Raw genomic sequence first — 15,266 nt, 5'->3', positions numbered from 1 at the left:
TCCGCCCCGGACACGGCTCTTGTTCATTCGAACGGCATGGCACAATGCACGACGTGGCAAACAAATCTGGCGCTGAAACACCCTCCTCCGGCGAAGCGGGGGCCGGCACCGGCAAGATCGTCGAATCTGCCAAGGGCAAGAAGCACTACGTCGACAACGGCTGGCCGCAGGACGAGAACGGCGACGCCGCCGAGCACGCGGTCTCCGAACTCGCGACCCACATCTCGGGTGCGCTGTCGCCGTTCGGCGACACCGAATTCCCGCTTCCGGTCGACGACCTGCCGTTCGTGCAGTCGAAGACCATCGTCAACCGCTGACGTCGATGCCGCCCACCGGGACTGACGAAGGTGGGTCGGACGCCCGGGACACCGGGCCGGCCGGCGGCTCCCGGCTGAGTCATCTGGACGAGTCCGGAACGGCCCGCATGGTCGACGTCGGCGCCAAGCCGACGACGAAGCGTCGCGCCGTCGCTGCCGGCACGTTCCGCACCACCGCCGAGGTGATCGGTCTCCTCAGCGAGTCGCGGCTGCCCAAAGGAGATGTGCTGGCCACGGCGCGCATCGCCGGGATCATGGCGGCCAAACGCACCGACGAGCTGATCCCGCTGTGCCATCAGCTGGCGTTGTCGTCGGTGGAGGTCGACTTCGCGATCGGCGCCGACACGATCGAGGTCACCGCGACCGTGGCCACCTCCGGCCAGACGGGTGTGGAGATGGAGGCGTTGACAGCGGTCGCAGTCGCCGGGCTGACACTCCACGACATGGTCAAGGCCGTCGACCGACGGGCGCAGATGGACGGCATCCGCCTGCTGGCCAAGACCGGCGGCAAATCCGGCGACTGGTACCGCGAGCCGTCTGACCCGGCTCATGACTGACCGGAATCCTTCCCGCGTCGCGCGCGTCGTCGTCGCGTCGAACCGCGCCAGCAGCGGTGTCTACGAAGACCGGTCCGGACCGATCATCGAGGCATGGCTGGTCGAGCAGGGCTTCACCGTCGACGAGTGCGACGTCGTCGCCGACGGCCCGCCGGTCGGCGAGGCCCTCCGCGCCGCGATCTACGCCGAGGTCGACCTCGTCATCACCACGGGCGGAACGGGTTTGACGCCCACGGACCGGACTCCGGAACAGACCCGCCCGCTCCTCGACGTCGAGATCCCGGGTCTGGCCGACGCCATCAGGTCGGCCGGGCTGCCGACGGTGCCCGCCGCGGTCCTCTCGCGCGGACTCGCCGGAATCGCCGGGACGACCCTCGTCGTGAACCTGCCCGGTTCGACCGGCGGGGTCCGCGACGGGCTCGGCGTCCTCGCGGGGGTCGTCCACCACGCGCTCGATCAGATCCGCGGAGGCGACCACCGATGACCCGAGAGGCCGGCCCGCACGTGGTGCACACCGCCGTCGTCGACGAGCCGATCACGCTGGCCGACCACGAGGCGATGGTCATCGACGCCGCCGACGGCAAAGCCGGTGCGGTGGTCGGGTTCGTGGGCGCGGTCCGCGACCACGACGGCGGCCGCACCGTGACCGCCCTGCATTATTCGGGGCACCCGACGGCGACGAAGGTCCTGGCCGAGGTCGTCGCGGAGGTCTCCGCGGTCGACGGGGTGCGCGCGGTCGCGGTGTCCCACCGGGTCGGCGACCTCGTGATCGGCGACATCGCGTTCGTGGTCGCGGTGGCGGCCGACCATCGTCGAGCGGCGTTCGAGACCTGCTCGCGCCTCGTCGACGAGGTCAAGGCCCGGCTACCGGTCTGGAAACACCAGTTCTTCGACGACGGCACCGACGAGTGGGTCAACTCGGCCTGACTCCGCCCCACTGGTTGAGCTGACCCCCCGCTGGTTGAGCTTGTCGAAACCAATGGAAAAGGGCCCCGCACGGATGGTTCATCGTGCGGGGCCCTTCGTCTGGGTCCCAGATCAGGCGTCGAGCGGCGATCAGGGGTTGGGCAGCAGGTGCTTGTTGTCGTTGAACAGCTTGATCTGATCCTGGTTCAGCGTGACGCCGCTGTCCTTGGCCGCCTGCCAGAGGTTCTTGATCTCGGGGCTGACGCCGGCCTCGGTGAGGGCGTCGGTGACCTGGTTGGCGACGTCCTCGGTGGTCTTCGCGAGGTCGACGCTGCCGTTGCCGCCGGGGAGCACCGGGGCGATCTCACGCGGGGTGTCGGTCGGCGCGCTGCGCGGGGTCGAGCCCGACAGGCCGGTGCCACAGGTGGGCCAGGCGCCCTTGCCCTGCGAACCGAGCACACGCTCGGCGACGACGATCTGCTCCTCGCGGGAGGCCTGATCGGCGGTCGGGGCGAACTCGCCGCCGCCGTGGCCGGTCCAGGTGCTCGGGGAGAACTGCAGGCCGCCGTGGTAGCCGTTGCCAGTCGCGATGGCCCAGTTGCCACCGGATTCGCACTGCGCGACCTGGTTCCACTCGGCGTCGGTGGCCGCATTGGCGGTACCGGTGCCCAGAAGGGCTGCTCCGCCGCCGAGGACCGCGCCGGTGAGGGCGACCTTGGTGATGGTCTTGGCGGCCGTGCTGGTCGTCTGCTTGCGATGACGTCCGGACATGTCTGTGTTTCCTCTCTCCACGCGCCTACGAAGTCAGCTGTCGGGTTCGAGCGAGAGGTGCTCGGTCTCGGGTCGTCGTGGTGGTCGCCGCGACTTCCGGGACTTAACCCCGAGGACACCTGGTGTGGTGCCCGGTCTCAGGGGATGAGGTTGGGTCCCCCGTCCTCGTTCCTAGATTGCTTGTCGTTCCCACCGGCGGAACGAGGCTCGGCGCGGCCGGTGGGACGTTATGTCTTGGTTGCTGTGTCGTGACCTCCGAGGAGGACGCTTCGAACAGTACGTCGTTCGTTGGACTGAATCACCTGCTTGGACGCAAGCGATTTTCGGCCCGGATCCGGGTCTTCCGACCCACTTCGGCCGTCATCCCAGTTCAACGGGTTAGTGGCCGTCCCGTGCCCATCCTGTTACCGCGCCGTGATGTGACCAAGGTCACAAGCCGGGTGTGGCGTCAGCCACCGGCAAACGGGGGGAGGACGTCGAGTGTCGCGCACGTGCCGAGCGCACGCGTCCGATCGGAGAACGCGATCTCGTCGCGCAGATACGAGCAGCGTTCGAGAACCGTGGCGAGGGACGGGTTTCCGGCGGCGAGCATGCCCTCGAGGGCGCCGAGCGGGGTCGACGGGTCGACGTCGATCACCTTCTCCTCGGCACCGGCGGCGGCGCGCGCGGCCGCGAAGAAACGAACTGTGAGCTGCATCGGACGCGAGCCTAGCCGCCGATCGCCGACATCGGCCGATCCGGTTGGGTGAAGCCCGCCGCGTTCACTTCGTGGCCCGCCGCTTTCGCCCACATGTTCGCGCGCCACAGGCGCGCGAGGGCGGCGTCGATCTCGTCGCCGGGGAGGGTGCGCAGCGCGTGCCGCACGTCGGTTTCCGACGTCGCGAACAGGCAGTTGCGCAGTGATCCGTCCGCGGTGAGCCGGGTGCGGTCGCAGTCCCCGCAGAACGGCCGGGTGACCGACGCGATCACCCCGACGCGTGCCGGGCCGTGCGCGCCGCGGTGGCCGTCGACGAGCCACGTGGCGGCCGGCGCGCTCCCACGTGGCGTGGGGTCGGGCAGCAGGGTGAACCGCTTCCGCAGGGTCGCGAGGATCTCGTGTGCGGTCACCATCTGTGCTCGCTGCCACGCATGGTCGGCGTCGAGTGGCATCTGTTCGATGATCCGCAGCTCGTAACCGTGCTCGAGACAGTAGGCGAGCAGGTCGGGGACTCCGGGTAGATCGCCACGGTCGGGCACCACGGCGTTGACCTTGACCGGGTCGAGCCCGGCGCGGCGCGCCGCCGCCAGGCCGTCGAGCACATCCGTCAGACGGTCCCGGCGCGTGATCTCGGCGAAGCGGACCGGGTCGATGGTGTCCAGCGAGACGTTGATGCGGTCGAGGCCGGCCTCGACCAGTCCGTCGACCCGCCGGGGCAGACCGAGTCCGTTCGTCGTCATCGCGATCTCGGGTGACTGCGGGAGGCCCGCGACGGCGGCGATGACGTCCTCGAGGTCGCGGCGCAACAGTGGTTCGCCGCCGGTGAACCGGATGCGCTCGATCCCCAGGTCGCGCACCGCCACCGTCAGCACCCGGATCAGTTCGTCGGTGGACAGCACCTGGTCGGTGGGCATCCAGTCGAGGCCCTCGGCCGGCATGCAGTACGAGCACCGAAGATTGCAGCGGTCGGTGACCGAGACCCGGAGATCCTTGGCGACCCGACCGAAGGTGTCGAGCAACGGCCCGTCGGTGGGCGCGTCGGAGGTCGCTGCTTCCCGCGGGGAGCGGGGCAGCGGCAGTCCGAGGCCGACCGTGCTCATGGTGCTGGGCGACTCACTTCCGGGTCGGGTCCGCGCGCGCCTCCAGGGCGCGGAAGGTGCTGGCGTGGAAGACCAGGGGCTCGATGTCGGGATCGGCGCGCAAGGTCTCGATCTCCAGCAACACGACGGTGTGGTCGCCGGCCTGGATCTCGTTGTGGATCGTGCACGACAGGTTTGCGGCCGCGTCGGGCACGAAGACCGCCCCGCGATCGGTGCTCAGCGGCGTGATGCCGTCGAACCGGTGCTCCGACGGCCCGGCGAGTTGCTTGCAGAGTTCGATCTGGTCGCCGGCGAACACGCTGACCCCGATGGCCGGAGCCGTACGGATCCGCGGCCAGGTCGTCGAGGTGTTCTGGACGCAGACCGAGACGAGTGGCGGGTCGAGCGAGACGGTGGTGAACGAGCTCGCGGCCATTCCGATCAATGTGGTCGAATCCCCGTCACGCTGTTCGCAACACACCGCCACGACGCCCGACGGGAAACAGCTGTACGCGTCACGCAGCGCCCGCCCGTCGGAGACGGGGGAGAGATCGGGGGTGGTGTCGATGGTTGTGGTCACGGTCCTCACCTGGCTCGGCGTCCGGCACGGAGTGCGTACACCAGGCCCAGGACGAAGCCCAGCGGTGCGCACATGGTCAGCAGATAGACGGCGGTCGGCGCGGTGTCGCCGCCGGTCACCAACGGTGTCAGGAACAACGCCACGATCGCCAGAATTCCGATCATGAACACGACCCCGGCAGCCTGCAGCAACCGCGGGGAGGATGTCTTCTGCATACCCGCCACGGTAGTGCAACGCGCGCCGGTGCGACGCCGCGCGATCCGTGCCCGCCGGGTAATGGTGTGACCGCGCGGTGGGGCGTTGGCTAGGATGGTCCGAAGCAGGCGCCTTGCATCCGTCTGGGCTCGCACGGTCTTCCGCCGTCCGGGCCGCGAGATGGGTGACGGCGTCTTTTGTCGTGACGGGTCGTTTTTCGACAGATCTAGAACAGATGAGGGTGAGCACAGTGCCGACCGGCAAGGTGAAGTGGTACGACGCGGACAAGGGCTTCGGCTTCCTCTCCCAGGAGAGCGGTGAGGACGTCTACGTCCGTTCGGCAGCGTTGCCCGACGGAGTCGAGGCGCTCAAGCCGGGCCAGCGCGTCGAGTTCGGCATGGCCGCCGGTCGTCGCGGCCCGCAGGCGTTGAGCGTGAAAGTGCTCGAACCCGCACCCAGCGTCTCCAAGAACGTGCGCGAGGCCGCCCGCAAGGACGCCAAGCGCCACACCCCCGACGAACTGCACGGGATGGTCGCCGACCTCATCACCCTGCTCGAGGGCAAGGTCCAGCCGGACCTGCGCAAGGGGCGTTACCCCGACCGCAAGACCGCACAGCGGATCTCCGAAGTCGTGCGTGCCGTCGCGCGGGAGCTCGACTCCTAGGACCGACTACGCGGCGGGCGCGGTCTGAACCGCGAGCTCGCCGCGCGGCAGGACGTCGTCGGCGGGGGTGAGCCGCGCCGACGCCGAGATCACGGTGAACCCGACCAGCACCCGGTCCGGTTCCGACCGGAGCGTCAGGGTGAAGGTGTCGTCCGCGCCCTGCTGCCGCTCGTCCTCGACGATCCCGCGCGGAGTCTGATAGACCGCCGCGAGGTTCCACGGACCCTGCGCGATCTCGCTCGAGACCGTCAGCATGATCGTCGAACCCACCGGCACCGGTACGGTCGCGGTCTCGTTCGGCGCGGTGATCTCGGGATCGCACACGGTCAGCATCAGGTCGCACCACCAGCGCGGATCGACGGTGTGCAACTCATCGCCGACCGCGACGTGCAGGTAGGGCTGATCGTCGTGCGCCGCGTTGCGGGTCAGCAGGAACACCGACGTCCCCACCACCGCGACGAACAGCACGACGACGATCGCGATGATCGACAGAGCCTTCTTCTCACCACTGCTGATCACTGACGACGTTGTCCTGTCTGGTTGGGCGGCGGGTGATCGCCGGGGCTGTACGGGCGCTCACCCCGGGTCTCGAACGGGGCGGTCGACGGGGTCCGGGTGGGCATGCGGGCGGTCGAGGGCCGCGCGGCGTGCGGTCGGGTGTCGGCGTCCGCCGGACCGGTCCGGGTGGCCGATCGGGCTTCTGCCGCGCGGAAGGCGACGGTGGGCGCGGCGTGGTCGGGGCGTCGACCGCCCAGACCGGGGACCAGTGACTTGCCGCGGGTGGTCATCACCGTCTGCAGCAGCCCGAGGCCGAGCAGTACCGAGACGACCGTGAACCCGATCCACAGGGTCGGCGGCAGCAGCACCCCGAGCGAGGCGCCGAAGACCCACGACAGCTGCAGCACCGTCTCCGACCGGCCGAACGCCGAGGCGCGGGACTCGTCGGGCAGGTCGTCCTGGATGGACGAGTCGAGGCACACCTTCCCGATCGCGCTGGTGCCGGAGGCGACCAGGGCTGCCACGGCGGCCGCGGCGATGTTGCCGAAGATGGCGGCCAGGACCGCGACGACGAAGCAGGCGGCGGTCGCGCCGACGACGATGTTCGGCGGGTTCTTCAGCTCGAGGCGGGTGCCGACGCCGTTGCCGATCATGTTGCCGACGCCGGCGGCGGCGCCGACCGCGCCGAGGAGGAGCAGCTGGGTCCAGTCGGAGGCGTCGCCCTGCTGGGCCTTGGCGTAGAACGCCACGAACAGCGTCAGGAAGCCGGTCAGGATGCGGATCGTGCCGTTGCCCCACAACCCGGCGACGACCTTGCGTCCGAGTGGCTGGCGCATCTTCGCCGCGATCATCTTCGCGCCGTCGCGAGCGCTCGTCGGCTGCTCGGAGTCGCCGGGGGCCGATCGCGCGGGCTCGCCGTGGTAGGTGAGGGTCGTCGGGATCTCGCCCTCGGTGGACTCGACCCACGCCGGGATGCGCATGCACAGGTAGGCGCCGGCGGCGGCGACGACGGCCAGCCACACCATCGCGCCGGGCAGATGCAGTGGGAGCAGCTGGCCGAGGAGGAACTCGATGGCCGCGGCGACCGCGCCGCCCACGATCGTGCCGCCGATGAGGCCGAAGGTGGTCAGCCGTGAATTGACCCGGGGGAGGTCGATGGTCGGCGGCACCACACGCGGCGTGACGGCCGACTTGAGGACGCCGAACGACTTGGACAGCACCAGCAGACCGAGGGCACACGGATAGAGCACCCATGGGTCGTATTCCAGCTGCTGGGTCGCGTCGTTCCACTGGACGTTGGCCATGATCAGCAGGGCCAGGACGACGCGCAGGCCGAAGGTCGTGGCCATGGCGATGCGGCGGCCGCGCTGCAGTCGGTCGAGGAGCGGGCCGATGAGCGGAGCGATCAGGGCGAACGGCGCGATCGTCAGTGCCAGGTACAAGGCCACATTGGTCTTCGACTCACCGGTCGCGGCGGCGAAGAACAGCGTGTTCGCCAGCGCGACGGCCATCGCGGCGTCGGCGGCGAAGTTGGCGATCACCGGCAGCGTCAGCGCGGTCAGGCCCGACTGGTCGGCGCCGTCGGCGGTGGCCGCCCGGTGGATCTTGCCGATCCCCCTGCCGGTCAGCTCGCGACTCCGCATCGCCGCGACCCGCATCACCGTCAGCTTCTTGGGTGTACGGCTTCCACCGTTCTGGGGCCCGTGGTCGGTCGGCATCGCCCGGGTCGCCTCGTCGGCCGGCGGACGGGCGCGGTCGTCGAGCGGCGGGAGATGCGGATTGTGGGTCGGCGGGGGGAGGTAGGCGTTGCGGCCGGGACCCGGCCCGGACGGCGGCTCTCCCCATCCCGGCGCCGGTCGCCGGGTCCGCATCTGCCGCGTCTCGTCGGCCGGATAGTTCGTCGAACCGGGGTGCTGCGCGGCGCGTCGTGCGCGACCGTCTGGTGGCGGTTGCCGAGGGTGCTGGTCGGCGGGACCCCTGGGGGCCCCGCGCCCCTCGTCGTGTCGGGAACTCCGTGGGATCACGCAGACGATTGTTCCTCATCTCCGACTGTGGTCGCTTGAAGCGGGTCGGTTGTGTGGCACACGTCGGCGGTATTGCACACTGGAGCGGTGACTCAGGTTGGTGACGGCGAACGGCACGGTGAGACCGAACGGCTGCTGGCAGCCGTCGACATCGCGCGTTCCGCGCTGCTCGATGAAGGTCAGCGGCCCGGAGCGCACCGGCGCAGTGTCGCCGAGGGCGACTGGGCCGCCGCTCACTACTTCGATGCCGAGCTCACGGGCTACCGGGGGTGGCAGTGGTGCGTCGTGCTGGCGGGTTCCCCGGGCAGCGACGAGATCACGCTCAGCGAGGTCGTGCTGCTTCCCGGTGACGGCTCGCTGCTCGCGCCGCCGTGGGTGCCGTGGTCGGAGCGGGTCGCGTCGGGCGATCTCGCACCGGGCGATCTGCTCGCCGCCGAACCCGACGACCCGCGTCTCGTGCCGAACCAGATCGACACCGGCGACGAGTTCCGATTCGAGTCCGAGTCCGTGGAACCCGACGACATCGGTCAGGTCGCGGGCGAGCTGGGGCTCGGCCGCAAGAGACTCCTGAGCCCGGAGGGACGCGCCGAGGCTGCGCAGCGCTGGTACGACGGCGACTTCGGTCCCGGCTCGGAGATGGCGCAGGCCGCGCCGTACTCGTGCTGTACCTGTGGTTTCTACGTCCCGCTCGCGGGTGCGCTGCGCGCCGGCTTCGGCGCCTGCACCAACGAACTGGCGGCCGACGGGCGCGTGGTGTCGGCCGAATACGGATGCGGTGCGCACTCGGACGTGCAGGGCCCCAAGGGGAACGGATCGCCCGCGTACGACGCCTACGACGACGGCGCGATCGAGGTCGTCGAGATCTCCCGGGACGCGGAACCGGCCCGGACCTGATCCGGCGCGAACCGACCGTGACCGACGATCCGTTCGGCACCGCGACATTGCGGTCGTCGACCCTGGATGCGTGGGCGGCGTCGCCGACCCGGTTGGCCGAGGACGCGGCCGCCGAAGCGGATCTGGTGACCGTCGGCTACCGGGATCGACTGCTGACCGAACTGGCCGCGAACGCCGCCGACGCGGCCGCGGCGGCCGGTGTCGAGGGCCGGCTGGCGGTCTGGGTGGACGGCACCGAGTTGCATGTCGCCAACACCGGGGCCCCGCTGACCGATGCGGGGGTGCGTTCACTCGCCGCGTTGCGGGTGTCGGCGAAGGCCGCGGACGACTCGGGCGCCCGGCAGATCGGGCGGTTCGGGGTCGGCTTCACCGCCACCGCGACGGTCGCCGATCGAATCGAGATCCGTTCGCGCAGTGGGTCGGTGGTCTTCGACCGAGCGGACACGATGGACGTCGCGCGAGCTGCCGGGATCTCCGTCGACGGGCCCGCGGACGTGCCGGTGCTGCGGCTGGTGTGGCCGACGGATCAGACGCCGACCGATGGCTTCGACACCGAGGTGGTCCTGCACCTCCGGGAGGAACCCGGCCCGCTTCTCGCCGCCATGCTCGGCCAGGCGCCGGATCTGGTCGTCGAACTGACTGCGCTGCAACGGATCAGCGTCGGCGATGTCGAGGTGTCGGCCGAACGGTCGGCGGGGCCGGACGTCGACGACGATGCCGCGCGCTCGGTCGTGACGACGGTGTCCGTCGTCGGTGCGCCGGACGCGACCGGCCTGCCGTCGACGCGCCGATGGCTCGAGGTCGCCCGGGGCGGCACACGCTGGCTCGTCGACGCCGACGGTGAGCCCGCGGCGGCCGGCGAGGTCCTGCGCGCCCCCACGCCCACCGACATCGAACTCAGCCTGCCGTGCCGGTGCATCACCGACCTGGCACTCACGCCAGATCGACGGCACCTCCATCCACGTGCCGAGATCGGCGATGCGGCAGCGGGTTACGTCGATCTCGTCCGGCTCGTCGAACCGGTGCGCAGGGTCGAACTGGTACCCGAACTGCATCTCGCGCGTAATCCCGACGACGCGCGCCTGATCGAGGCCGTTCGTCGCGAACTGCGGGATGTCGCGTGGCTTCCGGCGGCGGCCGGTGCCGACCTGGTGCCACCGCGCGGGGTGATGCTCGTGGGGCTGACCGATCGGCTCGCGGAGATCCTCGGCGACCTGTTCGGTGACCTGATCCACCCGGATCTGTCGCTGACACAACATCTCCCGACGCTGGGCCGGCTGGGTGTGTCGGAGCTCGGGCTCGCGGGGCTCGCCGAACGTCTCGTCGGCGTCGAACGTGAACCGTCGTGGTGGCACGACCTGTACGCCGCCCTTGCGCCCCTGGTGTCGACCGGCCGCGAGGTGGAAGAACTCGGCGCCCTGCCGATCCCGAGATCGGACGGACGGATGGCGATCGGGGTACGTGGACTATTTGTCAGTGACCGGATCTCGACCCCCATGCGGTGGATCCCCACCGTGCATCCCGAGGCGCGCCACGAACTGCTGACCCGACTCGGCGTCGCGGATCTGACGGTCGCGCAGGCAGTCTCGGACCCGCTGTTGCGCAGCCTCGTCGAAGATGTCGACTTCGATTCGGCCGGCCCCGACGATGACCGGCTCGCCGTCGAGGTGTGTGCGGTGTTGCGAGCCGATCCGGAAGCACCGGTTCCCTCGTGGCTCTCGGCGCTCGCCCTCCCCGACGCCGACGGCGAGTTGCGGCCGGCCGACGAACTCCTGCTGCCGGGCAGCCCGCTGCTCGAGGTCTTGGTCGACGATCACCCGTTCGGTGTGGTCGACGCCGAGGTGGTCGCCGAGTGCGGCGTCGAGGAACTGCGGCGGATCGGCGTCGGCTGGGGTTTCGTGACCGTCGACGACGACCTGCCCGTCGCGCCCGAGCATGACCTGCCCGACGAGGAGGACTGGTGGGCCACCCTCCCGGACGCGCCCGAGAAGCTCAGTGCAGTACGGGATCTCGACTTGATCGAGGACCGGCGCTGGCCGGAGGCGTTGACCATGATGGCCACCGACGAACGGATCCGGCCGCTGCTCGCCGACCGGACGGGTTACACCGCGTGGTGGTTACGACGCCATGCGGAGATCGACGGTCTGCTGCTGGGGGAGTACCGGTCGCCGTCGGATGAGGTTCTCGAGAACATCATCGATCCCCTCGACCACCCGTATGCCGACGAGCTCGCCGGCACCCTCGCCCGGCTGGAACCCGACTCCGCCGACGACGCGACGCTGCTGCTGACCCGGCTGGGCGATCGGGAGCGTGAGATCAGTGCGGGCGCAACGGTGTCCGTGCATGCCGCCGTCGTCGCGGCGTGCCGGAGCGGCGTCGTCGATGCGCACGACGTCGAGGTGCCCGAGCGGGTGCGCACCCTCGCCGGCACAACCGCCGACCGCGCGGTGGTCGTCGACCGGCCGTGGTTCCTGCAGACGCTGGCCGACGACGAGGCGGTACTCGCCGGACCCACCGTGGTCTCGGCCGACGCCGACCTGCTGGGCACGCTGCTCGACCTGCCGCTCGCGAGCGAGGAGTATTCGGCGACGGTGTCCGCGCCGGGGGAGGCAGTCGGCTGGGCGCACCCCGCGGTGGTGCGCTTCGGGGCGTCGCGGGGGATCGAGATCCCGCACGGCGATGTCCGGCTACACGACGAACTGTGGATCGCGTTGCGCAGCAACGACGGCGGAGACGGCCCCGATGTCGCACGGGAAGTGCGGGTCGAATGGTGGGTCGACGACGCGGGTGTCACCCACCTCGAGCGTCCGGGCCGGCGTCGATCCCCGCGGTGAGGATCGACGCGAGCTGGCGGTAGGCGGCCGCGTCGTCGAGTCCGGTCGCGGCCCACACCTCGCGACGCTGGATCCGGGTCATCATGGATGAGGCGAGGTCGGCGGCGAACGCGGCGTCGACGTTGCGGAACTCGCCGGCCGACACCCCGTCGGCGATGAGCGCCTGGACCCGGGACGATGCCGCCGCGGTGTTGCGCTCGTACAGTGCGCGTGCCGGTTCGAACGCGTCGAGATCGCGCATGAACGCCTCCGAGGCCGGTGCGAGTGCCTCACCCACCGCCACCAGGTAGACGATGACCCGTTCGCGCGGACTCGACGACGCCGCGACCCGTGACTCGACCTGTTCGGTCGCGCTGCGGAAGAAATGCGTCACGGTGGCGGTGACCAGTTGTTCCTTGCTGGCGGCGAGGGTGTACAGCGTCGACTTCGAGCAACGGAGTTCGGCCGCGATGGAACCGATCGACAGGTGCGCGAACCCCTCGCGCAGGATCAGCTCGAGAAGGGCGTCGAACAGCGCGGCCCGTCGGCGGGTGGCGAAACCCTGGGTGGCCATGCGTGCTCCCTTCCGCTGTACGAACGCTGCCCGAAATAGTACTGTGCAGAAGACCTGAGTACTAGTTTCGTAACCCTGGAGGTCTGGAATGCCGGTCGATCGCCTGCTCCCCAACGACGAGGCGCGCGACCTGATCGCGCTGGTCCGCGACATCGCCGACAAGCGCATGGCGCCGATCGTCGATCAGCACGAGAAGGACCGTCGGTACCCGGACGGGTTGTTCGCCGAACTGGGTGAGGCGGGGTTGCTCGGGCTGCCCTACCCGACGGAGTGGGACGGCGGGGGCCAGCCGTACGAGGTCTACCTGCAGGTGCTCGAGGAGCTCGGCGCGCGCTGGGCTGCGGTCGCCGTGGCGGTCAGCGTGCACGGGCTGGCCTGCCATCCGCTGTTCAACTTCGGCACCGACGAACAGAAGCAGCAGTGGCTGCCGGACCTGTTGAACGGCAAGCTGATCGGTGCCTACAGCCTGAGCGAACCCCAGGCCGGCTCCGACGCCGCGGCGCTCGCGTGCCGCGCCGCACCGACCGACGGCGGTTACTCGATGACGGGCTCGAAGGCGTGGATCACGCACGGCGGCATCGCCGATGTGTACAACGTCTTCGCCCGCACCGGTGAGGGTTCCAAGGGGGTGTCCTGCTTCTTCGTCGCCCGGGACACCGAGGGGCTCAGCTTCGGCAAGCCGGAGGACAAGATGGGCCTGCACGCGGTCCCGACGACCGGCGCCACCTACGACGACGCGTTCGTCGAGGAGGGACGCCGGCTGGGGGCGGAGGGGCAGGGGCTGCAGATCGCCTTCTCCGCGCTTGATTCCGGACGCCTGGGCATCGCTGCGGTGGCCACCGGCCTGGCGCAGGCGGCGCTCGACGCCGCCGTCGACTACGCGCAGGAACGAGCCGCGTTCGGCCGCAAGATCATCGACCACCAGGGGCTGTCGTTCGTGCTCGCCGACATGGCCGCCGCGGTCGACTCGGCCCGCGCGACCTACCTCGACGCCGCTCGACGCCGCGATGCCGGCATCGACTACACGCGGGCGGCGGCGACCGCCAAACTGGTGGCCACCGACGCCGCGATGAAGGTCACCACCGATGCGGTCCAGGTGTTCGGCGGTTACGGCTACACCCGCGACTTCCCGGTCGAGCGCTACATGCGCGAAGCGAAGATCACCCAGATCTTCGAGGGCACCAACCAGATCCAGCGGTTGGTGATCGGTCGGTCGCTGGCGCGGTGAGTTCGCCGGCCGTCGGTGTTCAGCGCGGGTTGTAGTAGAACGCGCGGTCGTCGAGGCGCCGGAATCTCGGTCCGCCGAGTCTGATCATCAGCCGCAGGATGGCGGGGATGCGGGCGTAGACCGCCTCGCGGTCGGGACCGGTCAGCCCTTTCGCCATGAGCGGGCACGTCCGCAGGGTCTCGGCCAGACCGGCGCGCTTGCTCATCTTCTCCTCGAAGGCGTCCCAGTCCTGCGGCGTGAGGCGGCGCTGCACGATGGCGATCGCGTCGGTCTCCTCATGGGCCAGGTGTCTGCCGAGGACCTCCTGGGCGCGCTGCAGCGCGTCCGCGAGGGTGGCCCGGGTCTGTTCGTCGGCGCGTTCGGCCATCCGCGCGAAGCCGGCCGCACACTCTTCGAGCAGCGGATCGATCTCGTCGTGCTCGTCCTCCATCGCCTGCAGGACCTCCGCCTCGGCGTTGTCGCACCGCTCGAGCAGCAGCGGCCACAATTCCAGGTCCTCGCCGGTGTGGTGGTGGTGCAGCGCATGGGCGAACATCGCCCATCGACGGGAGAGCGCACGCCAGGTCCCCGCGTCGTCGACGGGGGTGGCCGGAACGGTGGCGGCGAAGTCGGCGAGGTCTCGCCGGAATCCGTGGTGCAGGACGTACATCATGAACGGGTCGAGCGGTCCGTCGGGCGCGGCCGCCTGGCCGGGGAGCCGGAGCTGGATCGGGTGAGCGGTGTGGGCGGGGTGGGTCGTCATCGCGGGGGTCCTCATCGATACGTGGTCGGGCGGGTTCGAGGACCACAGTGGGCGGTGACGCTTGCGATGTGCTTGAGGGCGACTTGAGCGACGCCTGGATAGGGTGGCGGGATGTTCATCTCTCCGACGACGATCGACGAGAACATCCTGAACTGGGTGGTCGAGAACCGGTCGGAGCCCTGGGTCTCGATCGCCGAAGTGGTGACGGTGCTCGGCAACACGGTGACGATGTTGGTGCTGACATGTGCGGTCGTGGTGACACTCGCCGTGACCCGGCACCGAGTCGACGCGGTCTTCGTCGGCGCCGGAGTGCTTTTCGGATACGGTCTGATGCAGGCACTCAAGTACTCGTTCGCGCGGGACCGGCCACCCGTCGAAGACCGTCTACTGAACATCGACACCTTCTCGTTCCCCTCCGGGCACGCGATGATGACGATGGTCGTGTTCGGGCTGTTCGCTGTCGCCGCGTTTCGCTCCTCGCCCTGGGTGCGGGCGCATCGCTGGATCCTCGTGATCGCCCCCGTGCTGTCGATCCTCGTCGGCCTCACCCGAATACAACTCGCCGTGCACTGGGCCACGGACGTCGTGGCCGGATGGTTGTTCGGGGCGATCTGGGTGGTGTTCTGTACCTGGATACTGCTCCGGTACGAATCACGCCGCGGCTCCGGTGGTCTCGTCGGGGTTCAGCAGTAGACCACGCGGTCACCCGGACCATCCGCCGCCACAT

18 protein-coding genes and 1 riboswitch are annotated in these 15,266 nt (G+C 69.9%); of the genes, 9 read left to right on the top strand and 9 right to left on the bottom strand.

The window, feature by feature from the left end; translation table 11 throughout:
- Positions 1 to 44: 44 nt before the first annotated feature.
- From ACFUEJ_RS04195 to ACFUEJ_RS04180, 4 genes are read left to right on the top strand one after another with little or no spacing between them, the layout of a single operon-like run.
- Positions 45 to 317 carry a hypothetical protein gene (locus ACFUEJ_RS04195; protein ID WP_065631941.1) on the top strand — a complete coding sequence of 91 codons (273 nt, stop codon included), beginning with the start codon at positions 45 to 47 and terminating at the stop codon, positions 315 to 317.
- A gap of 5 nt (positions 318 to 322) precedes the next feature.
- The gene (gene moaC, locus ACFUEJ_RS04190) at positions 323 to 874 is read left to right on the top strand and encodes a cyclic pyranopterin monophosphate synthase MoaC (RefSeq protein WP_259936049.1); all 552 of its coding nucleotides are present in this window, start codon (positions 323 to 325) and stop codon (positions 872 to 874) included.
- Positions 867 to 1,358 carry a molybdenum cofactor biosynthesis protein B gene (locus ACFUEJ_RS04185; protein WP_388027717.1) on the top strand — a complete coding sequence of 164 codons (492 nt, stop codon included), beginning with the start codon at positions 867 to 869 and terminating at the stop codon, positions 1,356 to 1,358. The genes moaC and ACFUEJ_RS04185 overlap by 8 nt, the downstream gene beginning before the upstream one ends.
- The gene (locus ACFUEJ_RS04180; protein WP_388027714.1) at positions 1,355 to 1,801 is read left to right on the top strand and encodes a molybdenum cofactor biosynthesis protein MoaE; all 447 of its coding nucleotides are present in this window, start codon (positions 1,355 to 1,357) and stop codon (positions 1,799 to 1,801) included. Before ACFUEJ_RS04185 ends, ACFUEJ_RS04180 begins: the two co-directional genes overlap by 4 nt.
- 129 nt (positions 1,802 to 1,930) lie before the next feature.
- Here the strand turns inward: ACFUEJ_RS04180 and ACFUEJ_RS04175 are convergent, their stop codons facing one another.
- From ACFUEJ_RS04175 to ACFUEJ_RS04155, 5 genes are all read right to left on the bottom strand, one after another.
- On the bottom strand, positions 1,931 to 2,551 hold the full coding sequence (locus tag ACFUEJ_RS04175) for a transglycosylase family protein (RefSeq protein ID WP_058251629.1): 621 nt from the start codon (positions 2,549 to 2,551) through the stop codon (positions 1,931 to 1,933).
- 6 nt (positions 2,552 to 2,557) lie between these two features.
- Positions 2,558 to 2,774: riboswitch (cyclic di-AMP (ydaO/yuaA leader) on the bottom strand.
- Between the two features lie 225 nt (positions 2,775 to 2,999).
- The gene (locus tag ACFUEJ_RS04170) at positions 3,000 to 3,248 is read right to left on the bottom strand and encodes a MoaD/ThiS family protein (RefSeq protein WP_259936051.1); all 249 of its coding nucleotides are present in this window, start codon (positions 3,246 to 3,248) and stop codon (positions 3,000 to 3,002) included.
- Between the two features lie 11 nt (positions 3,249 to 3,259).
- A complete protein-coding gene (gene moaA / locus ACFUEJ_RS04165; protein WP_388027710.1) occupies positions 3,260 to 4,348 on the bottom strand; it encodes a GTP 3',8-cyclase MoaA in 1,089 nt (362 codons plus the stop codon).
- Positions 4,349 to 4,361: 13 nt separating this feature from the next.
- Positions 4,362 to 4,907, bottom strand: a complete 546-nt coding sequence (locus ACFUEJ_RS04160) for a flavin reductase family protein (protein ID WP_388027708.1) — start codon at positions 4,905 to 4,907, stop codon at positions 4,362 to 4,364.
- Positions 4,908 to 4,912: 5 nt separating this feature from the next.
- On the bottom strand, positions 4,913 to 5,122 hold the full coding sequence (locus ACFUEJ_RS04155; protein WP_058251626.1) for a hypothetical protein: 210 nt from the start codon (positions 5,120 to 5,122) through the stop codon (positions 4,913 to 4,915).
- 230 nt (positions 5,123 to 5,352) lie between these two features.
- On the opposite strand from ACFUEJ_RS04155, the gene ACFUEJ_RS04150 reads away from it, so the two are divergent.
- Positions 5,353 to 5,766 (top strand): cold-shock protein, encoded by a 414-nt coding sequence (locus ACFUEJ_RS04150; protein ID WP_205334249.1) that lies wholly within the window; start codon positions 5,353 to 5,355, stop codon positions 5,764 to 5,766.
- Between the two features lie 6 nt (positions 5,767 to 5,772).
- On the opposite strand, the gene ACFUEJ_RS04145 is transcribed toward ACFUEJ_RS04150, so the two are convergent.
- A complete protein-coding gene (locus ACFUEJ_RS04145; protein ID WP_388027705.1) occupies positions 5,773 to 6,285 on the bottom strand; it encodes a DUF2771 family protein in 513 nt (170 codons plus the stop codon).
- Positions 6,282 to 8,288, bottom strand: coding sequence for an MFS transporter (locus ACFUEJ_RS04140; protein WP_388027702.1), 2,007 nt, complete (start codon positions 8,286 to 8,288; stop codon positions 6,282 to 6,284). The genes ACFUEJ_RS04145 and ACFUEJ_RS04140 overlap by 4 nt, the downstream gene beginning before the upstream one ends.
- Before the next feature lie 87 nt (positions 8,289 to 8,375).
- Here ACFUEJ_RS04140 and ACFUEJ_RS04135 point away from each other — a divergent pair, with 87 nt between their 5' ends.
- Both ACFUEJ_RS04135 and ACFUEJ_RS04130 read left to right on the top strand, forming a co-directional pair.
- Entirely contained in the window at positions 8,376 to 9,182 is an 807-nt protein-coding gene (locus ACFUEJ_RS04135; protein ID WP_078113542.1) for a DUF3027 domain-containing protein, read from the top strand.
- Positions 9,183 to 9,199: 17 nt separating this feature from the next.
- Complete coding sequence (locus ACFUEJ_RS04130; RefSeq protein WP_137810989.1) at positions 9,200 to 12,016, top strand: sacsin N-terminal ATP-binding-like domain-containing protein; 2,817 nt, start codon at positions 9,200 to 9,202, stop codon at positions 12,014 to 12,016.
- Here the strand turns inward: ACFUEJ_RS04130 and ACFUEJ_RS04125 are convergent.
- On the bottom strand, positions 11,973 to 12,569 hold the full coding sequence (locus ACFUEJ_RS04125) for a TetR/AcrR family transcriptional regulator (protein WP_058251621.1): 597 nt from the start codon (positions 12,567 to 12,569) through the stop codon (positions 11,973 to 11,975). The genes ACFUEJ_RS04130 and ACFUEJ_RS04125 overlap by 44 nt on opposite strands.
- Positions 12,570 to 12,657: 88 nt before the next feature.
- Here ACFUEJ_RS04125 and ACFUEJ_RS04120 point away from each other — a divergent pair, with 88 nt between their 5' ends.
- Positions 12,658 to 13,797 (top strand): acyl-CoA dehydrogenase family protein, encoded by a 1,140-nt coding sequence (locus tag ACFUEJ_RS04120; protein WP_058251620.1) that lies wholly within the window; start codon positions 12,658 to 12,660, stop codon positions 13,795 to 13,797.
- A gap of 19 nt (positions 13,798 to 13,816) precedes the next feature.
- Here ACFUEJ_RS04120 and ACFUEJ_RS04115 read toward each other — a convergent pair whose 3' ends face one another.
- Positions 13,817 to 14,539 carry a hemerythrin domain-containing protein gene (locus tag ACFUEJ_RS04115; protein WP_388027697.1) on the bottom strand — a complete coding sequence of 241 codons (723 nt, stop codon included), beginning with the start codon at positions 14,537 to 14,539 and terminating at the stop codon, positions 13,817 to 13,819.
- Between the two features lie 111 nt (positions 14,540 to 14,650).
- On the opposite strand from ACFUEJ_RS04115, the gene ACFUEJ_RS04110 reads away from it, so the two are divergent.
- Positions 14,651 to 15,232 (top strand): phosphatase PAP2 family protein, encoded by a 582-nt coding sequence (locus ACFUEJ_RS04110; RefSeq protein WP_205334252.1) that lies wholly within the window; start codon positions 14,651 to 14,653, stop codon positions 15,230 to 15,232.
- Positions 15,233 to 15,266 lie beyond the last annotated feature (34 nt).

The organism is Gordonia sp. NPDC057258 (assembly GCF_042668985.1).
GTDB classification, from domain to species: Bacteria; Actinomycetota; Actinomycetes; order Mycobacteriales; family Mycobacteriaceae; genus Gordonia; species Gordonia hongkongensis.
This window is presented reverse-complemented; position numbering and strand designations above follow the sequence as displayed.

Bases quoted from the DNA above. Each gene is read 5' to 3' on its own strand.
- moaC (WP_259936049.1), top strand. From the start codon at position 323: ATGCCGCCCACCGGGACTGACGAAGGTGGGTCGGACGCCCGGGACACC.
- ACFUEJ_RS04155 (WP_058251626.1), bottom strand. From the start codon at position 5,122: ATGCAGAAGACATCCTCCCCGCGGTTGCTGCAGGCTGCCGGGGTCGTG.
- ACFUEJ_RS04185 (WP_388027717.1), top strand. From the start codon at position 867: ATGACTGACCGGAATCCTTCCCGCGTCGCGCGCGTCGTCGTCGCGTCG.
- ACFUEJ_RS04180 (WP_388027714.1), top strand. From the start codon at position 1,355: ATGACCCGAGAGGCCGGCCCGCACGTGGTGCACACCGCCGTCGTCGAC.
- ACFUEJ_RS04110 (WP_205334252.1), top strand. From the start codon at position 14,651: ATGTTCATCTCTCCGACGACGATCGACGAGAACATCCTGAACTGGGTG.
- ACFUEJ_RS04175 (WP_058251629.1), bottom strand. From the start codon at position 2,551: ATGTCCGGACGTCATCGCAAGCAGACGACCAGCACGGCCGCCAAGACC.
- ACFUEJ_RS04170 (WP_259936051.1), bottom strand. From the start codon at position 3,248: ATGCAGCTCACAGTTCGTTTCTTCGCGGCCGCGCGCGCCGCCGCCGGT.
- ACFUEJ_RS04125 (WP_058251621.1), bottom strand. From the start codon at position 12,569: ATGGCCACCCAGGGTTTCGCCACCCGCCGACGGGCCGCGCTGTTCGAC.
- ACFUEJ_RS04120 (WP_058251620.1), top strand. From the start codon at position 12,658: ATGCCGGTCGATCGCCTGCTCCCCAACGACGAGGCGCGCGACCTGATC.
- ACFUEJ_RS04195 (WP_065631941.1), top strand. From the start codon at position 45: ATGCACGACGTGGCAAACAAATCTGGCGCTGAAACACCCTCCTCCGGC.
- ACFUEJ_RS04115 (WP_388027697.1), bottom strand. From the start codon at position 14,539: ATGACGACCCACCCCGCCCACACCGCTCACCCGATCCAGCTCCGGCTC.
- moaA (WP_388027710.1), bottom strand. From the start codon at position 4,348: ATGAGCACGGTCGGCCTCGGACTGCCGCTGCCCCGCTCCCCGCGGGAA.